The sequence below is a fragment of the Providencia sp. 2023EL-00965 genome, assembly GCF_033550225.1.
GTDB lineage: Bacteria > Pseudomonadota > Gammaproteobacteria > Enterobacterales > Enterobacteriaceae > Providencia > Providencia manganoxydans.
In genome coordinates, this window is record NZ_JAWUEH010000010.1 from 72,170 (window position 1) to 91,747 (window position 19,578).

Sequence of the window (19,578 nt, forward strand, 5' to 3'; positions counted from 1 at the left end):
TCCTTAGGAGCCTTGATGAGGATTAACCGGTGTTTCAGTTAACGTATCTTGTGCGACTGGGGTAATTGCGGAGCCATTATTAAGGCGCAATTGTCCAGAGGTAACGACCTTATCTTCCGCCTTCAAGCCTTGTTCAATCTCAATTTTTCCATTCCAACGCTGACCTGTTTTCACTGACACTTGTTTGACGGTCATTGCATCGTTATTGCCTTCTACCACGAATACCGTATCGCCATAAGCGGTATAGGTGACGGCGGTTTCAGGTATTGTCAGTACTTGGCTGGCAGCTTGGCGTACCACATTAACATTGGCATACATACCTGCTTTTAACGCTCCATCACTATTTTCAAGGGTGGCTTGCAATTGTATGGTGCGCGACTTACCGACGAGAGGATCGATAGCACTGATGCGTGCTGGAAAGGTTTTTTCTGGGTAGGCGTCAACATGAATATCAACAATTTGCCCGATATGCAATTCGGGAGACGCTTGTTCATCAAGGGAAAAATTGAGTTTCAATGTCTTAGTATCAACTAAGCTGGCAATTGCCTCACCGGGACTCAGGTATTGTCCTTCATGTACTTGACGAATACCTATAGTGCCATCAAAAGGGGCTCGAATGGCTTTTTGCGCAATCAACGCTTGAGTCTGACGGATCAGCCCTTGGGCAATATCACGTTCTGCTAGAGTGCTATCAACTTGTGCTTGCGCAACTAAATTTTTAGCCGCTAACGTTTGAGTTCGATTATAGAGACGTGCAGCATTGCGCAACTGTGCTTGATAACGCGCTAAATCAGCTTGTTCAACAGCATCATTAAGTTGGACTAACAATTGGCCTTTTTTGACTTGCTGCCCAGATTCAAAATCAATTTTGGTGATACGTCCGCTAGTTTCTGCGGCAACAAAGACTTGGCTGCCTGCTTCTAGCTCACCTACACCATAAAATGTACGCGGCGCACTGTCTTGAGTAACAGGTGCTAAGGCGACTTTTACTGGCGGATATTGATATGCAGCTTGTTGTTTTTCACCATCCTGTGCATAAGAAGTATAAACAGCTATACCTCCTCCAGCAGCGATGATCAGCGCACCTAATGTGATAATGGTGGTTTTATTCATTATTAGTACCTACTTTTTCTGTGCTTTAACAGCGTAATAAAGATCACGGAAATGCCCTGCAATGGCGAGAGCCATGAGTCCACCAATAACGGAGACATGTTCAATAGCCCAAAACAGGGCAATTTGGGCTTCTGGGCCACTGTAAAGCCAAAATGTATGAACAATAATGATGGTAAGAAATAGAAAAACAGCGAGAGCTCCAGTAGCAAGCCACAGTAGGCGATTAAGCAGTACTAAAATTGAGCTGGCTAACATGACAAATGCAGATGCAATCGCAAAAAACCAATCTGGGTGTAAACCCGCAGCCCGCATTTCTATCAGGCTGTTTTGGTAATCAAAAATTTTTGCTAAACCTGACGAAATAAATAAAACCAGTAACAATAATCGAGCGATAAACCATAGTGTGTTGCTCTCTAAAATTCTGGCAATGATCAACGGCATAGCCCATCCCCTTTAAAAATTAAGTTAGCCTGCATGACATTTAATAAGCGCTGTCACCACCTCATGCAGGAAAATAATGTGGAATAAACTGAATTGACAAACTCAGAGGCTGGCACTATAAAACCTTAAGTTAAGTTGAGGTCAAGTGTAGGTGGTTAAAAATGGTAGAGAAAGACACAAAAGCGACAAAAAGACGTGGCAGTGGCGAAATAAAGATTGATTATACAAGGGCATTAACGGTTGGTGAGGTTGCGAAACGCTCGGGTGTACCTGTTTCAACGGTGCATTTTTATGAATCAAAAGGACTCATTCAAAGTACCAGAACACAAGGTAATCAGCGGCGTTTTCCGTCGGTCGTTTTGCGTTATATTGCCATTATCAAAGTGGCGCAAAGTACGGGGATCCCATTAAAAGAAATTCAAGATGCATTAGGTAAATTTCCCGCTAATAGCAAATTAACGTCAGAGCAATGGAAGGAAATGTCGACACAATGGAAAGTCTCTTTAGATAAACGAATTCGTCAGTTAACGCGTTTGCGAAATGAGCTGGATCACTGTATTGGCTGTGGTTGCTTATCATTGAGTGACTGTCCATTACGCAACCCTGATGATGTTTTAGGACGAAAGGGACCTGGTGCACGTATTTTGGAACGACCCTAGACGCCCCCCCTCAAAACATAAAATATTTTAGCGAGCCTTTCGAGGTTCGCTTTTTAATGGCTCTATTTCTGTTCTTTCGGTTAATACTGACTCGTTCTCTCTGGTTTTTCGATATCTGAATGGCATTTTTTGTTGTTGTGCTGAATTGCGCACCATTTCTATTGAAACTCATCAAGATCATCTTAGCAAAATCCCGCAGGCTATAATCTGAAACAAAAATGTAACAATAATTTCACAATAAAAGTGAATGCGTTATTGTCAGCAACAATCAATGCAATAAAAACACAACAAAAACAATCAGGCAGTGAGTATTTCTCGATCGCTAAGACGGTTGTTACGAAGAACAATAAACAAAAGAGAGGCGAGTATGGATTATCGTATTTTTTTACAGGCGGCCCAGATTGCGGCGGATAGAGCTCGTTATATCCTGACTGAGCATCGAAAAAATAAGCTTTACGAACATATTTATTTTGATACTAAAGATGACGAAAGCCCAGTAACTGAGATAGATCAGTACGTTGAGCGGGAAATTCGTCAAATCATTCAAACATTTCATCCAGATCATAATATTTTAGGTGAAGAGTACGGTTTTCAGTTAGGGGGATCTGAATTTACATGGGTAATTGATCCAATTGATGGTACTCGGCAATTTATTGCTGGGATCCCGATTTACGGTACTTTAATTTCACTTTGCCACCATGGTGTGCCTGTTCTGGGGATCATCGAACACCCCGCGGTTTTAGAACGTTGGATTGGTATAAAAGGTCATCCTTCAACGTTAAATGGTCTACCAATTGAAACGCGCAAATGTACTCAATTAGAGCTTGCTCTGATGTCTTCCAGTAATACTGAACCGGTCCTACCTGAGCATCGTGCTGGTTATGAACACATCATTCCTAAAACTAAGTGGCGCGTCTATGGCGCAGCTTGTTACTCCTATGCTTGTCTCGCAACCGGACGTATCGATTTAAGTATTGATAGTGGGGGGATGAGAGAGGTGGATTATTGCGCACTGGTACCGGTTATCGAAGGTGCAGGCGGAAAAATTACGGATTGGGAAGGTAAACCTTTAACTATGCATTCAGGTAAAACTGTTGTTGCAGCAGGGACGCCTGAACTCCATCAACAAGCCTTAGATGTATTGCATCAATACAAATAACACTCAAAAAATAAAAATTATTATTAAGGAGAATGTTATGTTTCGATGGATCAAAACATTGCCTGACCAAGAGCCGATAACCGATAAAAAAGAGATTGATGACTTGTACCGCTATTGGCGCATTCACATTATGATCGCGCTATATGCAGGATATGCCACATACTATTTTACGCGTAAGAGCTTTAATTACGTGATGCCAGAAATGATCAAGGATCTGGGAATTAGTATTTCTGATGTTGGTATTCTAACCACTGCATTCTATTTAGTTTATGGTGTATCGCGTTTTGCTTCGGGTATTATGAGTGATGCATCAAACCCTCGTTTTTTCATGGGGGTTGGCCTAATCATTACTGGTTTTATTAATATCTTTTTTGGCATGAGTTCAAGTTTGTGGTTATTTGCCTTCTTTTGGATATTAAATGCCTTTTTCCAAGGTTGGGGATGGCCGCCATGCTCCAAATCATTAACTTCATGGTATTCACGTAATGAGCGTGGCCTGTGGTGGTCTATTTGTAATACCTCACATAACGTGGGTGGGGCGATTATTCCATTATTAGCAGGTGGTTTGGCGGTACATTATGGTTGGCGCTATGGTATGTATATTCCAGGGGTAATAGCCATTGTGATCGGACTATTTGTTTGCTTACGCTTACGTGATAAGCCATCTACGATGGGGCTACCCACAGTTGGGCATTGGCGTAATGACCAACTCGAATTACAACAAGAAGCTTCTAGCCGGAAATTAAAACTTTGGCCGATATTAGTACAATATATTTTTACCAATAAATATGTTTGGTTATTAGCGGCTTCCTATATTCTTGTTTACATTGTGCGTATTGGATTAAATGATTGGACTAATTTATATTTAGTTGAAGAATATGGATATGATTTGATTAAGGCGAACTCTGCACTTTCTTTCTTAGAAATTGGAGGGTTTATTGGCACCTTAGTTGCAGGCTGGGGATCGGATTTTTTCTTTAAAGGAAATCGAACGCCAATGAACATCATTTTTATGATTGGCATTGGTGTTGTTGCCGCTTTCTTATGGCTATTTCCTGAAATGGGCTATTTATTGATATCCGTATGCTTCTTCTTTGTTGGATTCTTTATTTTTGGTCCACAAATGTTGATTGGTATGGCCGCCGCGGAAGCCTCCCATAAAGATTCAGCTGGAGCGGCAACAGGTTTTGTTGGGTTATTTGGCTATTTAGGGGCGGCATTAGCGGGCTATCCATTGGCTAAGATCATTGAGAGCACAGGCTGGAATGGCTTCTTTATGGCCATGATCATGGCAACCTTGTTATCGGCTGCATTATTATTACCATTATTAATTAAAAAGAAATAAATTAAGCTCCTCATTAAGAGCACTATTGTTAATGGCAATGGTGCTCTTTTTTTGATGGTCGCCATTTCCTTTCATCAATCACAGTTTTCGTAAATTGGATATCCAGTGCTTAAATTGGATATTTATCCAATAATATCATCGTTTTAAATCTAAAATTATCGCGCTGTATGGATAATCATTGCATACAGCGGCTACAGCTTTTTCCCTTTTTTACGTAATCATGCCTCATGTTAATTAATTGTGAATTTATTGTGAGCGAATGAGCGCAAAGAGGGCACAGCAAATGAAAGGTTTGAATAGCAAAATAGCCATTGTCACGGGTGGTGCAACGAAGATCGGTGCGACTGTTGCCAAAGTATTGAGTTCTTATGGTGTTAAGGTCACGATTTTTGATATTGACCAAACCAATGGTGAAAAAGTTGCTCAATCAGAGCCAAATATTGATTTTTTGGCTGTTGATATTACTGATGATCAGCAGCTGAAATTGGGAATTGATCGTGTTGCACAAAAATACGGTCAACTGGATTTTTTAGTCAATCTGGCCGCAACTTATCTTGATGAAGGCCAGTCATCCACAAGACAGGATTGGCTTACCGCTTTAAATATTAATGTTGTGAGTGCAGTCATGGCGGCACAATTCGCTCAACCTCATTTTGTACAAGCAGGTAAAGGGGCGATTGTTAACTTTACCAGTATCTCTTCTTCCGTCGCACAAACAGGGCGCTGGCTCTACCCCGCCTCCAAAGCCACCATGCTCGAAGTGACTCGCAGCCAAGCGATGGATTATGCGGCAGATGGTATTCGAGTGAATTCAGTTTCTCCTGGTTGGACATGGTCTCGTGTGATGGATGAAATCACTGGAGGCGACCGTCAAAAAACAGACCGCGTTGCCGCCGATTATCACTTACTAAAACGTGTAGGTGATCCTGAAGAGGTCGCTCAAGTGGTGGCTTTCTTATTGTCTGACCTTGCCAGTTTTGTCACTGGTGCTGATTACGCGGTTGATGGTGGCTACTCCGCTATGGGCCCAGAACAAGCCAAACCCGCAATTCCACGTCTTGCTGAGTAACCCTCGGTAGCCTTCATTTTGTAAAACAGTATTGAGGAAATAACTATGCGTAGTATAGCGATCGTAGGTGGTGGTCAGGCGGGGATGCCATTGGCTCTTGGCCTATTAGATAAAGGTTATCAAGTGACCGTTGCGACAAACAGAACACCCGATGATGTTAAGAATGGCCGCGTGATGTCAAGCCAATGCATGTTTGATATCTCACTGCAATTTGAGCGTGACCTTGGCATTAACTTTTGGGAAGAAGAGTGCCCGCCTGTAGAAGGTATTGGTTTTACGATACCAAATCCAGAAAAATGTGGTGAGAAAGCAATTACATGGCGTTCGCGTCTCGATAATTACGCACAGGCGGTCGATCAGCGGATCAAAATGCCATATTGGATGGAGCTGTTTGCGGCACGTGGCGGTAATTTACGCATTGAGGATGTGGGGGTCGCTGAGTTAGAAAAATTAGCTGAGACCCATGATTTGGTTGTGCTGGCGGGTGGAAAAGGGGAAATTGTTAAATTATTAGAACGTGATGCAACACGTTCTCCTTATGATAAACCGCAGCGTGCATTGGCGTTAACCTATGTACATGGTATGACCCCAACACCTGAATTCTCACAAGTTTCTTTTAATTTGATCCCCGGTGTTGGTGAATACTTTGTGTTTCCATCACTGACCACCACGGGTGCCTGCCATATCATGGTGTTTGAAGGGATCCCCGGCGGGCCAATGGATCAGTGGAATGAAGCAAGAACACCACAAGAGCATTTAGCATACAGCAAAAAAATCCTTGATACCTATCTACCGTGGGAGGCTGAACGTTGCCGTCATATTGAGTTAACGGATGATAACGGGATATTAGCTGGTCGATTTGCACCTACCGTTCGTAAGCCAGTACTGACACTGCCTTCAGGCAAACAAGTGTTTGGTTTAGGGGATGCATTGGTAACCAATGATCCTCTAACAGGACAAGGATCAAACAACGCTACTAAAGCGTGCAAAGTCTACTATGATGCGATCCTCGCCCATGGTGACAAGCCATTTACTGCTCAATGGATGAACGACACCTTTGAGCAATTCTGGAAATATGGGCGTCATGTGGTTGAATGGACTAACTCTCTGTTAGCCCCACCAGAGCCACATATCCTCAATTTATTGGGAGCAGCACAACAGCTGCCAGCCTTATCACACACAATCGCAAATGCGTTTAACTATCCTCCAGTGCTATTTCCTTGGTGGAAAGATGGGCACGCTTGTGATGCCTACATTCAATCATTAATGACGGAAGATGCGCGAGCGTCATAACAAGAGAGGGTAGATGTATGTCGATGATTGCAGAGGATATAACAATGTGTGAGAGCGAATGGGGACATACTGAGTTTGAATCGAAAGTATTGCGTAACCTGTTGGGGTGCTACCCAACAGGGGTTGCGATTGTTACGACACGTACTGCCGATGGCCGCGATGTTGGGTTGACTATCAACTCATTTGCTTCGCTATCCCTCGATCCTCCTTTGGTTTTATGGAGCTTAGTTAATCATTCACCCAATTTAGATGCCTTCCGTGATTGTACGCACTTCACTATCAATATACTGGGTAAAGATCATCAAGAGCTTGCATTACGCTTTGCTAACCCACGGATCACCAACAAGTTTGAAGACGTTGCTGTGCACATTACACCAGAAGGTATGCCTGCATTACGAGGGGCTATCGCCACACTCGTGTGTGAAAACCATAAACAAGATCATATCGGTGACCACTTATTAATGGTTGGTCATGTGCGTCGTATTGGTAGCGAGGCAGGTAAACCTTTAGTTTTCCACGGCGGTAGCTTTACTGTCCTACATGACGCGCAATAAGCGCAGGAGACACTATGAACCAGCAAACCTTAATGTCATTTGCGACACAGTTACAAAAAGGCCAAATTCGCATTGTCGATCTGACTCAAACATTGTCACCGTCATTTCCGGCATTGCAGTTACCTGAACAGTTTGGTCAAGTATGGTCATTTAGCATGGAGCAAATCTCTCGCTACGATGAGAACGGCCCTGCATGGTATTGGAACAACTTTAGTTGTGGGGAACATACAGGAACCCACTTTGATGCTCCCATTCATTGGATTAGTGGCAAAGATCAGGCGAACAACACCGTCGATACTATTCCATTACAGCATTTTATTGCCCCTGCTGTAGTGGTTGATGCCAGTAAAGAGGTAGCGGAAAACGCCGATTGGGTATTAACCGTTGATTTTTTACAAAAGTGGGAGGCTCAACACGGGAAAATTCCCGCAGCGGCATGGGTACTATTGAGAACAGATTGGTCTAAAAAAGCCGATAACCCCGAAGCTTACGTCAATATGCGTGAAGATGGAGCACATACACCGGGTCCTTCACAAGAAGCCGTCGAATGGTTAATTCATCAACGTGATGTGAAAGGATTTGGTGTTGAAACTATTAATACCGACGCAGGCCAATCTTATAGCTGGCCGATCCCTTACCCATGTCATACGTTGATGCATGGTAATAATAAGTATGGCCTACAGTGCTTGAAAAATCTCGATCAATTGCCAGCAACGGGGGTTGTTATCGTTGCTGCGCCATTAAAAATTGAAGGGGGTTCTGGTAGTCCATTGCGTGTTCTTGCATTGGTGGGGTGATGTATGGCGATGCAATCTAACCCCCAAGTGATTGTCGTAGGGAGTGGTATGAACTCCTTAATGTGTGCCGCCTTATTGGCGGTACGTGGAAAATCGGTCTTAGTGTTAGAGCGCAATGATAGATTGGGTGGTTGTATTCGCACCGAAAATCTCTATGAGGGATACACCCACGATGTGCTTTCTTGTTGGTATTCGTTATTTGTTGGTAGTCCTGGCTACCAAGAACTCGAACCTTACTTAAAACAGCAAGGGCTAGAATTTGCTCAATGTGACTATTCAACTGGATTAGTACAACCGAATGGGCAGTCGATAGCATTAAAACGCGATATTACTGAAGCGGCAAAACAGTTAGATCAAGTGGCAGAAGGTGATGGGCAAGTTTTCCGGCAAATGGCAGAAAAATTGTTTAGTGAAGATGCCTCTTTGACTTTTGGCTTGCTCGGACAGAACCCTTACAGCGGCAGCATGCTAAAGCTATTGTTCAGTGAATGGCGTAAACGCGGTGTCGATGGGCTACTCGATTTTGCTAAAGCAGGGGTTGAAAGCTTTAGGCGATGGTCTGAACGTGAGTTACAGCATGATTTTAGCCGTGCCTTGATGGCGCCATGGGTGTTGCATACAGGTTTAGGGCCTGATGAAGCAAGTTCGGCATTAATTGGTAAATTAACCTTTGCAGCGGTGGTTGCCGGTGGAATGCCTGTTGTAAAAGGCGGTAGTTATCGCATTGTCGAGGCATTTTCTCGCGTTATTGAACAGCATGGCGGGCAATTACGAACCTCCATGAATGTGGAAAAAATCATCACTGAAGGCACAGGAAAGCAACGACGTGCAACTGGTGTGAAAGTTAACGGTCAAGTGTTGTTGGCGACACAGAGCGTGGTGTGCAACGTCACTCCAACACAGCTATACGGCAGTTTGCTTGACGATGTGCCACAGCAAGTGAGGCAAAAAGCAAAAGGGTATCGCTATGGGCGAGCAGGCATGCAAATTCACTTTGCCTTGAGTGCCCCACCACCATGGTGCAATCCTGAATTATTGCATGTTCCACTGGTACACTTTACGGAAAGTATGGAACAAGTTTGCTTGTCTGTGACGCAAGCAAACAACGGTTATTTGCCGGATAAACCGACTTTCGGTATTGGCCAACCAACGGCGCTTGATCCTAGTCGTGCACCAGAAGGTGGTTGGATCTTATGGATCCAGATGCAAGAGCTGCCTCGGCAATTAAAAGGTGATGCTGCGGGGCTCATTAATATACCCGCAGATGGTACTTGGAACGATGAAGTACGAGAAGCTGTTGCCGATCGTATTCAACAACGTCTAGAGCTAGTCATGCCCGGAGTTTCATCATTGATTGTAGGCCGAACTGCAATCTCTCCGGCTGATCTTGAAAATTATAATTGTAACCTTGTTGGCGGCGACCCCTATTCAGGAACCTGTTCTCCTGATCAGTTTTTCTGGTTACGCCCATTTGCTGCCACAGGACAAACGAAAACACATCAAACAGCAGTCAAAAATCTCTTCCACATTGGCGCATCAACACATCCAGGCCCCGGTTTAGGTGGGGGATCTGGCTATCTTGTTGCACAAAAATTAGCAGTAAAACGTAGGAAGTAACTATAAGTGCAACGGAATGTACACCATAACAAGCAAAGACAAACACAGCAATTACCGCAACCACTATGGCAGGATAAATGATGAATAAAAGAATGATCAGTAAGTTGGTAGCAGGTTCATGTTTAGGTGCACTTTCGTTCGGTGCGATGGCAACTGAAGGCGGTGGATTAGGTATCTATCCGGATGGATTAGAAAACTTTATGTCAGGGGCATTGCCTCCGCCGGGTGTGCATGTATTGATGTACGCAGGGAATGCACACTATGACAGCGTCAGAGATAATAAAGGAAATAAAGTACCTATCCCAGGTTTTAGCGTGAACGTGAATGTATTAGCACCACGTTTGATTTGGGTAACCGATCAAAAAATATTGAATGGTGACTTTGTTGTCCATACGGTTATTCCATTACTGGATGTTACGGCAAAAGCGGCGGGTCATAAAGAAACCAGTCGTGGCCTTGGTGATATTACGGTGGGGGCAGGCTTAGGTTATCACCCATCCGCTGATTTACATTATGTTGTTGGATTAGATACTTTTACACCAACAGGTAAATACAGTAAAACTGACCCATCTAGCTTAGGTAAAAACTATTGGACCATTCAACCTGTTTGGGCAATTAGCTATATTCCACCCGTTGGTGTAAATGCGGACTTAAAGATGATGTACGATTTTAACTTCCGCAATGATGAGACAAAAACGCGTTCAGGTCAGGCATTTCATGCTGATTATGCACTGGGCTGGGGTTTTGGGAATGGCTGGGTTGCTGGTGTGGGGGGGTATGCTTTCCTGCAAACAACGGATGATAGTGGTCCTAATTCAGCACAAGGTAAGGCTCGTGCTTATTCGATTGGCCCATCCATTCGTTATGCTAACCAGCAAGGCTGGCTATTTACGGCTAAATGGGAAAAAGATTTCGAAGTGAGAAATCGTCCTGAAGGCTCACAACTTTACTTAAAGGCCTCGATTCCTTTCTAATATGACGTAGCCCAGTAAGGTGATTACTGGGCTATACTCGTGATATTTCAAATTGTAGCGTTGTTGATTACGTTCATTCGTACTAGTCATCTACTATATGTAGGCTCTCTGTGAGTCATTCACTTGTCGCCTAGCTGCACCTTAAATTATTTAGGGTATAGTCTCATGTAATAGCAAAGGATGAAGGCTTTTCTTACGTAATAAAGAGAAGCCTTTATTGAGGTGCAACAATTAAGTCTTTTTTATACTTTGGCTTGGTGTTTCACCATAGCGTTGTTTATATTCAGCGCTGAAACGCCCCATATGTGCAAAGCCCCACCGTAGCGCGACACCAGCAACACTGACTGCTTCGCCAGAAAGTAATTCAGAACGTACACGTTCCATTCTTAAGTCACGTAGATATTGCATAGGACTGATATCTAGAAATTCTTTAAACCCTGCATATAAACTGCGAAGGCTAACACCTGCGATATGTGCGAGCTGTTCTACCGTAATTGGCTCGTGAGCATGGGCTTCTAAGTACTCCTGCACACGCCTAACATGCCTTGGACGGATCGTGGCACGTCGAGTTCCGGGATCTTCCGTATAATTATGGGATTGAGTTGATAACAAAGTGACAGATACTAATTGTTCAACTTGAGAGATAATCAACTTATGTTGTAAAAGATCGGGAGTGCCTGTAGCGCATTCAATCAAATAATTCATTAGGGTTCGCCATGCAATACAAGATTGCCATTCAAACCCTAATTCAAATACTAAAGGCTTATCTAAAGTATGTCCGAGTTGTCCAACTAGTGAGCGCTCTAATAATGAACGTGAAATACGTAACATGAACTGGTCGTTATTGCTATTCCAACACATACTCGTTGATTCTTCTGGGCTGAGTAATGATGCCATATGAGGCGTTGATTCTAATCGCTTTCCGCCACTTTCAATCACTGCGCTTCCGGAAAGTGGCATTTGTACCAGAAAAAAATCTTCTAGTTGGCCTGGGGCAATCCGTACATCAGCACCATAACGCAGGCGGCTCAATGAAATATCTCCCATTGGGATATAGTGCATGCGAGCATCTAGGCGTTGATGTGGGTTAAGTAAATTAAACTGGTGTGGTTTCATCACTCGGCCAACCATAGATTTGATCTCTTCAGGATCAGCCGAAGTAAATAGCAAACGCTCTGTTGAACAGAGCTGATTTTCAATCTGGGGTGCAGATGATTGGGACCACGAGTTGCTCAACATCGTAGGACCTCCAAATAAAGTCGTCAGGCTATTTATTGTTATATATTCGTCATACTTCAAGTTGCAGTGCGTTGACTACGCTCATTCGCTGCTCATCACATATTGATGTATGCTCCTAGCGACTCATTCACTTGTCGCCTAGCTGCACTTTGAATTATTCAGAATAGAGGCTTTATTTACGCAGTGCCTGATCCATTCTTTTTTTATTTATCCATAAGCCTTTTTCAAGGAATGACAATGCGAAATAGAGCTCGTTTTGTTAACATTTTATTAAAATACTTGTAACTATTGTGTCTCGAACATAGCACGAATGATGTGGTAGACATAGGTAGTTGTGTGCAAAAACTATCCATAAAATGCAAAAAAATCCCCCAATATTAGTTAATGTGATGGTGTTATCAGTATAAAAAATAAAGCTATTTGAATTATATAATGGTGAAATATTCATGATAAATCATATTTATTCTTATATTCTGTTGCCTTTATAAGCTAACGTTAAATTAATAATGATGTTTATTGATTTATTTTAGATTATTACACTATAACATTAGCTTAACTATGGTTATTAGTGGTGTTTTTGACTAAGTGAGCTAATCGTTTATTCATAGTCCTATTGTTCTCTTCTATTTTCCTTCCTCGATATAAATCGTATTTTCTTATTGTTTTTACTGGTTTTTGTCCAATCAATGCAGGGCTTATCCACTCTTTGCAGAAATCTAATATACATGATTAATCATGCATTGACCTTTTGGTAACAAAAAAGATACAAGAAAGAAACGCAAAAATGATAACAACGTTCTGACGTTCATTGTGAGGTTAAAATGGCTGAGCGATCGTTTGTACAAGAAGTGCAGAAATTACGGCAAGGGGAAGGTGAAGTTTTTAGTGGTGAGGGGATCCTCGCAGTCACCAAAGCTTTATTAGAATCCGGTGTTTCTTATGTGGCAGGCTATCAAGGTGCGCCTATCTCGCATTTAATGGATGTGCTTGCTGATGCACAAGATATTTTATCTGATTATGGTATCCGTTTTGAGAATAGTGCCAGTGAAGCGACAGCAGCTGCAACACTTGCGGCATCGGTCAATTATCCACTACGAGGTGCTGTGACATTTAAAGCAACAGTAGGTACTAACGTTGCTTCTGATGCATTGGCTAACTTGGCTTCAGGTGGCGTACTGGGTGGAGCCTTGATCATCGTCGGTGAAGATTATGGCGAAGGCTCCTCGATTATGCAGGAACGTAGCCATGCGTTTGCAATGAAATCACAGATGTGGTTGCTTGATCCGCGCCCTAATTTACCGTCAATTGTTCAAGCAGTAAAAGATGGATTCGATCTTTCTGAAGCGAGCAATACACCGGTTATGTTGCAGATGCGTATTCGGTCTTGCCATGTTCATGGGCAATTTATTTGTTCCGATAATCAGCATCCTAAATTTACCGTAAAAGATGCATTAGAAAATCCAACTCGCGATGTCAGCCGTATTGTATTACCTCCGGCAAGTTTCCTGCATGAAAAAGAAAAAATAGAAGCTCGCTGGCCTGCGGCTGTGAAATTTATTCAAGAGCGTCAATTGAATGAATTTTTTGCTGAAGATAGCGATGATGTTGGCATTGCTTTACAAGGTGGCTGCTATAACACCTTGATCCGTGCATTAAACCAAATTGGTCTAGCGGATGTATTTGGTAATAGCAAAATTCCATTGTATGTGATGAACGTAGCTTACCCGCTTATTGACGATGAATTTGAACGTTTTTGTCGTAATAAAAAGTCAATTTTAGTTCTTGAAGAAGGACAACCGAATTTTGTTGAACAAAATGTGGCTAACATTTTACGTCAACGCAATATCGACATTGGGTTACATGGCAAAGACATGTTACCCATGGCAGGTGAGTACAATACAGCCACCGTTTTAGCTGGTATTCGTTCTTTTTTAGAAAGATATGGCAAGATTGAACCGCAAGTAAAAGCTGCCGCAAAACAAATCCGTATACCTACAATTACGGTAGCCGCCCCACAGACAGATGCTGCTGAAGAGCCTGAATATATCAACGCAGCGGAACCCACTTTGGATGAAACCGTCCATTCGCGCCCACCAGGGTTTTGTACCGGTTGTCCCGAGCGACCAATTTTTACCGCAATGAAATTAGTCGAACGTGAGTTAGGTGAACACCACGTTAGTGCGGATATTGGTTGTCATCTATTTTCTATTCTACCGCCTTTCAACTTAGGAAATACCACTATGGGCTATGGCCTAGGTGGCGCAGGAGCGGCTGCGCTAAATGCTCAAGCGGATAAGCGAGCCATATCAGTAATGGGGGATGGGGGTTTTTGGCATAACGGTTTAACCAGCGGAATTGCTAATAGCGTGTTTAACCGTAGCGACAATTTAACTATCGTCATCGATAACAGTTATACCTCTGCGACTGGTGGGCAAGATATTTTGTCATCAACAGCATTAAATCCAACGCGCAGCACAGGTCATGAGATAGAAAAAGCCGTAAAAGGCGTCGGTGTTAAATGGGTCAAAACCATTAAGCGTACTTATGACTTAAAAACCATGACTAACACATTACGCGAAGCACTAACAACTCAAGAAAAAGGCCCTAAAGTGCTGATTGCGCAAAGCGAATGTATGTTGAATAAACAGCGTCGTGAAAAGAAAAAAGTGCGTAGTGATGTTGCAGCGGGTAAACGCGTGGTTCGCGAGCGTTTCGGTGTAGATCCAGATACTTGCACAGGGGATCACTCATGTATTCGCTTATCTGGTTGCCCCTCTTTATCTATTAAGCCAAACCCAGACCCATTACGTACAGATCCGGTGGCAACAGTGATGGACAGCTGTGTTGGTTGTGGCCTTTGCGGTGAAGTTTCCCATGCCGCAGTTCTTTGTCCTTCTTTTTTCAAAGCACAGATTATCACTAATCCAAATGGCTGGGACAAATTACGTCATCGTGTTCGCGGCTGGTTTATTGGCTATTTGCAACGTCGTGACACACGTCGTCGTGAGCAACTGAGCTTCTAAGGAGAAACACATGGTTGCATTACAACCCATTAAAATAGCGATTTTAGCGATGGGCGGCGAAGGTGGTGGCGTGCTCGCTGATTGGATAGTCAATCTAGGTGAAGAAAATGGTTATTTTGCGCAAACCACTTCGGTTCCAGGGGTTGCGCAACGTACTGGCGCAACTATTTATTATGTTGAATTATTCCCTGGTGCAGAGAACCCTCTCACGCCAAAACCTGTACTCGCACTCATGCCAATGCCCGGCGATGTGGATGTTGTGCTTGCATCAGAATTGATGGAAGCAGGCAGAGCAGTACAGCGTGGTTTTGTGACACCAGAGCGTACCACACTGATTAGTTCAACACACCGTGTCTACTCTATCGCTGAAAAATCCGCCATGGGTGATGGGCGTGTTGATAGTCAAGCATTGATCCGTCATGCGGGTCTTGCAGCGCGCCAATTCATCCATTTCGATATGGAGAAAGCTGCACAGGAAAGTGGCAGTGTGATCAGTGCAGTATTATTTGGCGCATTATTTGGTGCTGGAGTCCTTCCGTTTAGTCGTGCGCAATTTGAAGAAACCATTGTGCGTGGTGGTGTTGGTGTTAAGCCAAGCTTACGTGCTTTCTCTCTTGGCGCTGAAATGGCGGCTCACCCCGAGGAAGCTCATAAACCACAAAGTGCAGAATCGGCACCTTTTAATCCGAAAAATAAGCAAGTTGTCCAATTATTGGCACGTATTGAACATGAGTTCCCTCAACACACTCACTATTTAGCTAGGGAGGGAGTACGCCGTTTAATTGATTACCAAGATCCCGCATATGCCTCTCTCTATTTAGATCGTTTAATCAAATTGTTTAGCCAACAAGGCGGCAATGATGAACGCTTGCAGCGTGCATTAGTGCGCCATTTAGCACTGTGGATGTCATACGAGGACACCATTCGTGTTGCCGATTTAAAAATTCGACACAGCCGTTTTCAACGCGTACGTAATGAAGTACGCGCTAATGATAACCAACTGCTCGATATCAATGAATTTATGCATCCACGTATTGAAGAGATTTGCGAAACCCTTCCCAAAAATTTAGGTAAGTGGTTAATGCGACCACATTGGGTACACAAAGCGCTTCGCAAGTTTACACAAAAGGGACGCACAATCACTACCAGTTCACTGGGGGGATTCTTACAGTTATATCTACTCGCAGCTTGGCGACGTGGGCGTCGTACAACATTGCGCTATCAATTAGAAACTCAGCGTATTGAGCAGTGGTTATCGGCAGTTTTAAAAGCCGCGCAAACTAATCCTGCTTTAGCGACTGAAATTGCCCAGTGTCAGCGGGTGGTGAAAGGTTATAGCGATACTCATGCGCGAGGCTTACGTAACTTCCAGATATTAATGGATATTGTCGATAGTTATGGCACTCAATTGGTTCCTGCTGATTTGCGAGAACTGCGTGAAGCTGCTCTGGCTGATGAACATGGCAACGAGTTGCGCAAATGCCGCCAGCGTTTGGCGATGGAATAAGGAAAACATAATGAGCCTACTGAAATTTACTCGACCACATAAGATTCTATTTTCTGAATGCGATCCTGCGGGGATCGTATTTTACCCACAGTATTTCATTATGTTTAACAACCTATTAGAGCGTTGGGTGGACGAACTGCTTCCTCAAGGTTTTGCGGGTTACATTCTTGAGCAGCGTTTTGGCCTACCTACCGTGCATTTAGAGGCTGAATTCAAAGCGATTAGTCGGATGGGCGATGATGTTCAACTGGAGTTGCAGGTTGAGCGCATTGGACGCAAATCAATTACGTTGCGTCAGGTCTGTACCAGTAATGCAGGGGAGTTGCGTATGCAAGTCACTCAAACTTATGTCACGACGTCTTTAGAAACGCATCAGGCCATAGCAATCCCTGATGAGCTATATCACGCCTTAACCCAGCAGCAACCTGTGTGATGGCACGACGCAACAAAGGAGAAACTGTATGAATATCGTTTGTATCGGTGGTGGACCAGCAGGGCTTTACTTCGGGTTGCTGATGAAATTACAAAACCCACAAAATCGTGTGGTCATTGTGGAGCGCAATCGTCCATATGACACGTTTGGTTGGGGCGTGGTTTTTTCTGATGCTACGCTCAGCAATTTGCGCAAAGCAGATCCAGTTTCAGCTGAAACTATTTCTGCTGAGTTTAGTCATTGGGATGATATTGATATCCACTTTAAAGGTGAATGTAATCGGAGTGGGGGTCATGGGTTCATTGGGATCGGACGTAAAAAATTACTCAATATCTTACAAGACCGCTGTTTAGACGTTGGGGTTGAGCTCGTTTTTGAAACTCAGGTGACCGACGATCAAGAAATTGCTCGACAATATAACGCCGATCTTATTATTGCCTCTGATGGGATCAATAGCGCGGTGCGTACACGTTATGAAAATGTGTTTAAACCTGACATTGATCAGCGTCGTTGTCGGTTTGTTTGGTTAGGTACTAAGAAGATCTTCGACGCATTTACCTTCCTTTTCGCAGAAAATGAACATGGTTGGTTTCAAGTCCATGCTTACCAGTTCCAAGAAGGCTTATCGACATTTATTGTTGAAACAACAGAAGAAACTTGGCTCAAAGCTGGCATCGATCAAATGTCGCAAGAGGATGGTATTGCCTATTGCGAAAAGCTTTTTGCACCGTGGTTAGAGGGTGAGAAATTGATAGCCAACGCGGCTCATTTACGTGGAGCAGCGATTTGGATCCGCTTCCCTCGGGTGATCTGTGAAAATTGGGTACATTGGACAACACCAACCGATGGGAAAGATGTTCCCGTTGTGCTCATGGGAGATGCTGCTCACACCGCACATTTTTCCATTGGCTCAGGAACTAAATTAGCACTTGAAGATGCCATTGAGCTTACTGAAAGCCTGAAGGCAACTGGTGGTGATTTGCGCAAAGGATTAGAGCACTATCAAAAAGTACGGAGTGTGGAAGTACTAAAAATTCAAAACGCTGCACGTAACTCAACAGAATGGTTTGAAAATGTGAGTCGTTATGAAAACCTTGAGCCAGAGCAATTTGCTTATTCATTACTGACACGCTCTCAACGCATCTCTCATGAAAATTTACGTGTTCGTGACTCGCAGTGGCTACAAAATTACGAAAACTGGTTTGCAGCAAAATCAGGTGTGGATTTAGCTCCTGCTGCGCAGCAGATACCACCAATGCTAACGCCATACCGTTTGCGTGGTGTTGAGTTGAAGAACCGAGTTATTGCTTCACCAACGTTACTGTATTGCGCAACGGATGGCTTAGTCAGTGATTTTCATTTGGTACATATCGGTAGCCGTGCATTAGGTGGTGCTAGCCTGATCATGACAGAAATGACCGCGATCTCTCCTCAAGCACGAGTCACTGAAGGTTGCCCCGGTATTTGGAATTCTCAACAAGTGGATGCTTGGCGATCGGTAACACAGTTTGTACATCAAAAAACGGATGCCAAAATTGGTATTCAACTAGGGCACGCGGGACGTCGTGGTTCCACGCAGCGTGGTTGGGAACAAGAAAACCATCCATTGAAATCTGGAAACTGGCCTTTAGTCAGCGCATCTGCATTGCCTTATTTAGAGAATATTTCACAGGTACCTAGTGAATTAACAGAGTCTCAGATGGCGGAGATCATTGACCAATTCGTCGCAGCTGCAAAACGTGCCGATGAAGCAGGCTTTGATTGGCTAGAGTTGCAAGCTGCGCATGGTTATTTGCTATCAAGCTTTATCTCACCATTGGCAAATCACCGCACCGACAATTTTGGCGGTACGCTCGAAAACCGTCTACGTTTCCCTCTTGCTGTCGTGAGTGCTGTTCGTCAAGTATGGCCAGAGGATAAACCACTTTCTGTACGTATTTCTACTACTGACTGGGTTGATGGTGGCACAACAGTTGATGAGGCAGTTCTCATAGGCCAAGCCATGTATCAGGCTGGTGCTGACATTGTTGATTGCTCTTCTGGGGAAGTCTCTCCACTACAGCAGCCAGTCTATGGACGTATGTATCAAACACCGATGGCCGATCGTGTTCGCAATGAAGGTGATGTGCCGGTTATTGCTGTTGGTGCGATTACTGATGCTGATCAGGTCAACAGTATTATTGCTTCAGGGCGCGCTGATCTGTGTGCGCTATCCCGCCCATTACTGGCTGATCCTGCTTGGTTACTACATGAGTGTGCTCGATTTGGTTGGAACACGGTGAGTTGGCCAGCACCTTATGAATACGGGCGTCAACAATTGATACAACAAGCAAAAAATCGCTAACTGTAATGGCT

General features: G+C 43.7%; 16 protein-coding genes. 13 read left to right on the top strand and 3 right to left on the bottom strand.

What is annotated here, in order from left to right:
* Nucleotides 1-3 precede the first annotated feature (3 nt).
* Both SC428_RS13490 and SC428_RS13495 read right to left on the bottom strand, forming a co-directional pair.
* Nucleotides 4-1,113: an efflux RND transporter periplasmic adaptor subunit gene (locus tag SC428_RS13490; RefSeq protein ID WP_070925720.1), complete on the bottom strand. Its 1,110-nt coding sequence runs from the start codon at nt 1,111-1,113 to the stop codon at nt 4-6.
* 9 nt (nt 1,114-1,122) lie between these two features.
* The gene (locus SC428_RS13495; protein ID WP_070925718.1) at nt 1,123-1,554 is read right to left on the bottom strand and encodes a DoxX family protein; all 432 of its coding nucleotides are present in this window, start codon (nt 1,552-1,554) and stop codon (nt 1,123-1,125) included.
* 161 nt (nt 1,555-1,715) lie between these two features.
* Here SC428_RS13495 and soxR point away from each other — a divergent pair, with 161 nt between their 5' ends.
* From soxR to SC428_RS13540, 9 genes are all read left to right on the top strand, one after another.
* Entirely contained in the window at nt 1,716-2,213 is a 498-nt protein-coding gene (gene soxR / locus SC428_RS13500; RefSeq protein WP_070925716.1) for a redox-sensitive transcriptional activator SoxR, read from the top strand.
* A 367-nt stretch (nt 2,214-2,580) separates the two neighbouring features.
* Nucleotides 2,581-3,372: an inositol monophosphatase family protein gene (locus tag SC428_RS13505; protein ID WP_070925714.1), complete on the top strand. Its 792-nt coding sequence runs from the start codon at nt 2,581-2,583 to the stop codon at nt 3,370-3,372.
* Between the two features lie 37 nt (nt 3,373-3,409).
* A complete protein-coding gene (gene uhpC, locus SC428_RS13510; RefSeq protein WP_070925712.1) occupies nt 3,410-4,717 on the top strand; it encodes an MFS transporter family glucose-6-phosphate receptor UhpC in 1,308 nt (435 codons plus the stop codon).
* Between the two features lie 283 nt (nt 4,718-5,000).
* Complete coding sequence (locus SC428_RS13515) at nt 5,001-5,786, top strand: SDR family oxidoreductase (RefSeq protein WP_070925710.1); 786 nt, start codon at nt 5,001-5,003, stop codon at nt 5,784-5,786.
* Nucleotides 5,787-5,831: 45 nt separating this feature from the next.
* Complete coding sequence (locus SC428_RS13520) at nt 5,832-7,079, top strand: styrene monooxygenase/indole monooxygenase family protein (RefSeq protein ID WP_140178825.1); 1,248 nt, start codon at nt 5,832-5,834, stop codon at nt 7,077-7,079.
* Nucleotides 7,080-7,096: 17 nt separating this feature from the next.
* Complete coding sequence (locus SC428_RS13525; RefSeq protein ID WP_318708061.1) at nt 7,097-7,633, top strand: flavin reductase family protein; 537 nt, start codon at nt 7,097-7,099, stop codon at nt 7,631-7,633.
* A 14-nt stretch (nt 7,634-7,647) separates the two neighbouring features.
* Nucleotides 7,648-8,430: a cyclase family protein gene (locus SC428_RS13530; RefSeq protein WP_318708062.1), complete on the top strand. Its 783-nt coding sequence runs from the start codon at nt 7,648-7,650 to the stop codon at nt 8,428-8,430.
* 3 nt (nt 8,431-8,433) lie between these two features.
* Nucleotides 8,434-10,047, top strand: a complete 1,614-nt coding sequence (locus SC428_RS13535) for a phytoene desaturase family protein (RefSeq protein WP_070925704.1) — start codon at nt 8,434-8,436, stop codon at nt 10,045-10,047.
* Between the two features lie 77 nt (nt 10,048-10,124).
* A complete protein-coding gene (locus SC428_RS13540; protein ID WP_318708065.1) occupies nt 10,125-11,021 on the top strand; it encodes a transporter in 897 nt (298 codons plus the stop codon).
* Nucleotides 11,022-11,252: 231 nt separating this feature from the next.
* Here the strand turns inward: SC428_RS13540 and SC428_RS13545 are convergent, their stop codons facing one another.
* Nucleotides 11,253-12,260, bottom strand: a complete 1,008-nt coding sequence (locus SC428_RS13545) for an AraC family transcriptional regulator (RefSeq protein WP_318708067.1) — start codon at nt 12,258-12,260, stop codon at nt 11,253-11,255.
* A gap of 821 nt (nt 12,261-13,081) precedes the next feature.
* Here SC428_RS13545 and SC428_RS13550 point away from each other — a divergent pair.
* From SC428_RS13550 to SC428_RS13565, 4 genes are read left to right on the top strand one after another with little or no spacing between them, the layout of a single operon-like run.
* A complete protein-coding gene (locus SC428_RS13550) occupies nt 13,082-15,283 on the top strand; it encodes an indolepyruvate ferredoxin oxidoreductase subunit alpha (protein ID WP_272581145.1) in 2,202 nt (733 codons plus the stop codon).
* Between the two features lie 10 nt (nt 15,284-15,293).
* Complete coding sequence (locus SC428_RS13555; protein ID WP_140187658.1) at nt 15,294-16,790, top strand: indolepyruvate oxidoreductase subunit beta family protein; 1,497 nt, start codon at nt 15,294-15,296, stop codon at nt 16,788-16,790.
* A gap of 10 nt (nt 16,791-16,800) precedes the next feature.
* Nucleotides 16,801-17,223, top strand: coding sequence for a thioesterase family protein (locus SC428_RS13560; protein ID WP_318708071.1), 423 nt, complete (start codon nt 16,801-16,803; stop codon nt 17,221-17,223).
* Between the two features lie 28 nt (nt 17,224-17,251).
* Nucleotides 17,252-19,567, top strand: coding sequence for a bifunctional salicylyl-CoA 5-hydroxylase/oxidoreductase (locus SC428_RS13565; RefSeq protein WP_283126276.1), 2,316 nt, complete (start codon nt 17,252-17,254; stop codon nt 19,565-19,567).
* Nucleotides 19,568-19,578: the final 11 nt, after the last annotated feature.

Bases quoted from the DNA above. Each gene is read 5' to 3' on its own strand.
- SC428_RS13540 (WP_318708065.1), top strand. From the start codon at position 10,125: ATGATGAATAAAAGAATGATCAGTAAGTTGGTAGCAGGTTCATGTTTA.
- soxR (WP_070925716.1), top strand. From the start codon at position 1,716: ATGGTAGAGAAAGACACAAAAGCGACAAAAAGACGTGGCAGTGGCGAA.
- uhpC (WP_070925712.1), top strand. From the start codon at position 3,410: ATGTTTCGATGGATCAAAACATTGCCTGACCAAGAGCCGATAACCGAT.
- SC428_RS13560 (WP_318708071.1), top strand. From the start codon at position 16,801: ATGAGCCTACTGAAATTTACTCGACCACATAAGATTCTATTTTCTGAA.
- SC428_RS13565 (WP_283126276.1), top strand. From the start codon at position 17,252: ATGAATATCGTTTGTATCGGTGGTGGACCAGCAGGGCTTTACTTCGGG.
- SC428_RS13520 (WP_140178825.1), top strand. From the start codon at position 5,832: ATGCGTAGTATAGCGATCGTAGGTGGTGGTCAGGCGGGGATGCCATTG.
- SC428_RS13515 (WP_070925710.1), top strand. From the start codon at position 5,001: ATGAAAGGTTTGAATAGCAAAATAGCCATTGTCACGGGTGGTGCAACG.
- SC428_RS13530 (WP_318708062.1), top strand. From the start codon at position 7,648: ATGAACCAGCAAACCTTAATGTCATTTGCGACACAGTTACAAAAAGGC.
- SC428_RS13495 (WP_070925718.1), bottom strand. From the start codon at position 1,554: ATGCCGTTGATCATTGCCAGAATTTTAGAGAGCAACACACTATGGTTT.
- SC428_RS13545 (WP_318708067.1), bottom strand. From the start codon at position 12,260: ATGTTGAGCAACTCGTGGTCCCAATCATCTGCACCCCAGATTGAAAAT.
- SC428_RS13555 (WP_140187658.1), top strand. From the start codon at position 15,294: ATGGTTGCATTACAACCCATTAAAATAGCGATTTTAGCGATGGGCGGC.
- SC428_RS13535 (WP_070925704.1), top strand. From the start codon at position 8,434: ATGGCGATGCAATCTAACCCCCAAGTGATTGTCGTAGGGAGTGGTATG.
- SC428_RS13525 (WP_318708061.1), top strand. From the start codon at position 7,097: ATGTCGATGATTGCAGAGGATATAACAATGTGTGAGAGCGAATGGGGA.
- SC428_RS13490 (WP_070925720.1), bottom strand. From the start codon at position 1,113: ATGAATAAAACCACCATTATCACATTAGGTGCGCTGATCATCGCTGCT.
- SC428_RS13505 (WP_070925714.1), top strand. From the start codon at position 2,581: ATGGATTATCGTATTTTTTTACAGGCGGCCCAGATTGCGGCGGATAGA.
- SC428_RS13550 (WP_272581145.1), top strand. From the start codon at position 13,082: ATGGCTGAGCGATCGTTTGTACAAGAAGTGCAGAAATTACGGCAAGGG.